Source organism: Mycobacterium sp. (genome assembly GCF_032162105.1).
Taxonomy (GTDB): domain Bacteria; phylum Actinomycetota; class Actinomycetes; order Mycobacteriales; family Mycobacteriaceae; genus Mycobacterium.
In genome coordinates, this window is sequence record NZ_JAVRPS010000232.1 from 1 (window position 1) to 3,279 (window position 3,279).

At 64.6% G+C, this 3,279-nt stretch carries 1 protein-coding gene and 1 pseudogene; both read right to left on the reverse strand.

Annotation, left to right across the window (positions count from 1 at the left end; genetic code table 11):
* Positions 1-638: 638 nt before the first annotated feature.
* A complete protein-coding gene (locus QOC69_RS11620) occupies positions 639-2,276 on the reverse strand; it encodes an alkaline phosphatase family protein (protein ID WP_526439512.1) in 1,638 nt (545 codons plus the stop codon).
* 802 nt (positions 2,277-3,078) lie between these two features.
* Positions 3,079-3,279: pseudogene (locus QOC69_RS11625) on the reverse strand (TetR family transcriptional regulator); the annotation flags it as partial.

Sequence of the window (3,279 nt, forward strand, 5' to 3'; positions counted from 1 at the left end):
TCCGGTACCGGTAGGCCAGCAAACCCATGGGAACACTGCCGAGCAACGACAGTCCTGCCGCGAGCGGGATGATCACGGCGATGATCGCGGTCGCCGCCGACAGCGCCGCCATCACCGCCGCCTGGGCTAGTTCACCCGGTCGCAGCGCCCCCCGAGTCACGGTTTCCGGTCCCGTCACGGCCGGGCACCGTCAGTGCACATCGCGCGCCCAGTCGTGCAGTGGTCCCTGTAAGCGCGCCGGTCCAACGGCGAATTCATCACGTCCTCGCAGGTTTTCGTCGTGTCGTCCCACAGTGGCAGAACAGGCTGAGAGTGCACTGAGATCACCTACGGTGTGGCCGGCCCCCATGGCAAGACAGTCCCGCAGATCGGTCCGCGGTCCCGACGAGGGGCCGGTACTGCCGCTCGTCCAATGCTGATGAGACGTCGTCGACCTCGGCGAGCACCACTGCATGCTCCTTGGTCAGCGAACGGCAGCGTGCCACCCGACGGCTGAAGGGACGCTGAGAAGCGCTGCGAACACGGGTGATCCAATCAACGGCCACGCCGTCGAGACGCGCCCACCTCGCTACAGCGCGACGACGCGGAGAACCACGATCCGCAGCTCAGGCAGCAGGCAGCAACAGGGCAACCAGGACCTACAGGCCCGGCAGCGGTGCGGTGTTCTCAGCGACGACGGCTTGGAGCTTCTTGGGGTCGAGATGGAGCCGGGCGAGGATCGTCGGCGCGATCTGTGCGGTGGCGACCGTGGACTGATCGACGCGGGAGCTGATGCCCGGACCCGCGACGACTAGCGGAACGTTCCGGTCGGCAGGGGTGACGCCCCCGTGTTCGGCGATCTTCGACGTCCCGCCGGTGTAGACCGTGCCCGGCTGAGTGGTCGCGTAGACGTCCGGCACCCGCGGATCGCCGGGCGCCGCGCCGAAGAAGGCCGCCGCCTCGGCGCCCGCGTAAATCCGGTCGGTCCCAGAGGCGGTGAACGCCTTCGGATTCCCGGCGATATCGGTGCCTTCGCCGGCCTTGGCACGCAGCCGGTCCTGAACGAAGGTCGCTGCGGCGGGTGACCGATCGGCCAGCCACATGATCATCGCGTCGTCGTCGACCGCGTGCACGATCAGCTTCGGGACGTCGGTGTGGGTGGCAGCCCATTCCGCATTGATGCCGTCGATGATCTGGCCGTCGTCGATGCGAGTGAGGGTGTCGGGCTTCATCGGGGACTGACCGTGTTTGGCCGAGACGATGATCGTGGTGGTGTCGGCCAACCCGGCGGCGTCGAGCGCGGACACCATACGCCCGATCTGGGTGTCGACGAAGCCAAGCGCCGAGGCCAATACCGGTCCGGGGGACTGCCCGTCGGGGCCGTAACCTCCCGGTTTGCTGCCGGACTCGGTCAGCTTTTCCGCGGTGGAGACCGACTGGAAGTTCATGCCGAACAACGACGGGACGCCGGCTTGCGTGCTGCCTGAATGATCCTTGCCCGCAATCTCATTGGTGATGGCATCGACCTTGTAGGTGTCATAGCGTTGGGTTAGGGCATTGTCGTCGGTCCAGCTGTCAGCGTCCTTGCTTCCCGCCGGATTGCTGTCGACTTCCGGTGTGAACAGGTCGTCGATGGACGAGGCGCCTGGACCGCCGAGAATGGCGTAGGCGGGGTGCTTGTCAGACCAGGCCGTCCGGAGCCCGGCATCGTGGGCGACGGCGAATACGGTGTTCACCTTCAGGTACTCCCCGGGCATGAGCGGCTTGCAGGACGCGGGATCGACGGGCAGCTTCGCCTTGTCGATCACCTCGGTGGGCGCACCGGTCATCTGCAGCACGCCGTCAGGCAGATTCGCCAACCCCTGGCCGCCGTCGATCTTGGTGACGTCCTTGTCCAGTTCCTCGGTGAAGCTGACGGCCCCGCCGGGTTTCGCGCCGGCACAGTTCGTCGTGCCGGGTTCGAGGAGGTCGTGAGCGTAGCTGTCGTCGTAGTACACCCCCGTCGTTCTCGGGTTCCCGCCAGTGACCTGCGCGATCAGTCCGGGAAAAGAATCCGACGGAACCGGCGTCTGAGCGTTCGTGTATGTGATTCCACGTCCCGCGAGCGCGGCGAAGGCCGAATCGGGATGCGCCTGAATGTATCTCGTCAGATCGGATTGATGCATGCCGTCGATCGACAGGAGCAGAACATGCTGAGCGTTACCTGCGGTCTGACCGGGCTTGTCGGTCGAACAGCCGGCAATGACGAACAGCAGGGCGGCGCAGGCAGCCGTGGCTGCCCACCCGCGTCGGAACATGGGCACTTGACTCTCCACCGGTCATGGGAAACGTGACCGACGCAGCCTGGATGCGCGGGATGAACACGGCTTGAACGACGGAAGAAGTCGGCGCGTGGCCGTTCAGCGTTTCTTCAGGTTCGCGGTGATAATGGGCCGGGTCAGTGGCTCACCGAAGCTAGAGCTGAGTCCGCGCTCGGCGACGTGTGAGGATTAGGGCAGGGAAAGCGAGGCCGCGAGGGTCCTCACGTTGCTGGATCCCGTAGTAGACAACAGATTTCTCGAGTTCGATTCGTCAACAGTTCACGCCTACGAGTCCGGCTGCGATCGGTACTAGGAGTCAACAACAGGCCTCTCATTGCTTGACGGCGTCGTGCCAGACGGACTGCGAACCGCTGTCTCCGATTCTGTACACCATCACCACCGATCCGATCGCCAGGACCACGATTGCGACGGGCAGGAGCCACCCAGTAAATGAGCTGATCGCCCAGTTCAGCGTGCCGGCTGATCAGTTCTGAGGGCCGCTTGTGGGCCTGCAACCACTCACCTGCGTTCGTGGTCAAAGGAATTGCCACCGAGGCGATCACGGCCACGATGAGGGCCGCAAATCCGAGCCGTTGACGCGCCGCGGGCCATGTCACGGCGACGATTGCCAGCATCGCGGCAACCGGGACGGCGACGACGGTTAGCTGCACCAGCAGAGGATGTGCGGGCAGTCCGTTGATTGTGCCCACGATGTCATTCAAGTGACGCCGTCTGAAGGCGCGCTGAGACCAGGGTGTGGAGGCAGATCTCGTGGTGACCGAACAGGGTTGACCACAGCTCACCCGGGCGCGGCGGGCAGAAGGCTGATGGCGGTGTCGATGAGGTCCTCGGCGGTGGTTTGCCATTTGTCCGAGACGAGGTGACCATTCGATTCCAAGCTGGTGATTCCGTGGACGTTGGTCAGCAATAACGCGCCGTAGTGTTGCGCTCGTTGCGGACCAACGTTGCGGCCCACGATGTCGAGGAACAATTCCCACGT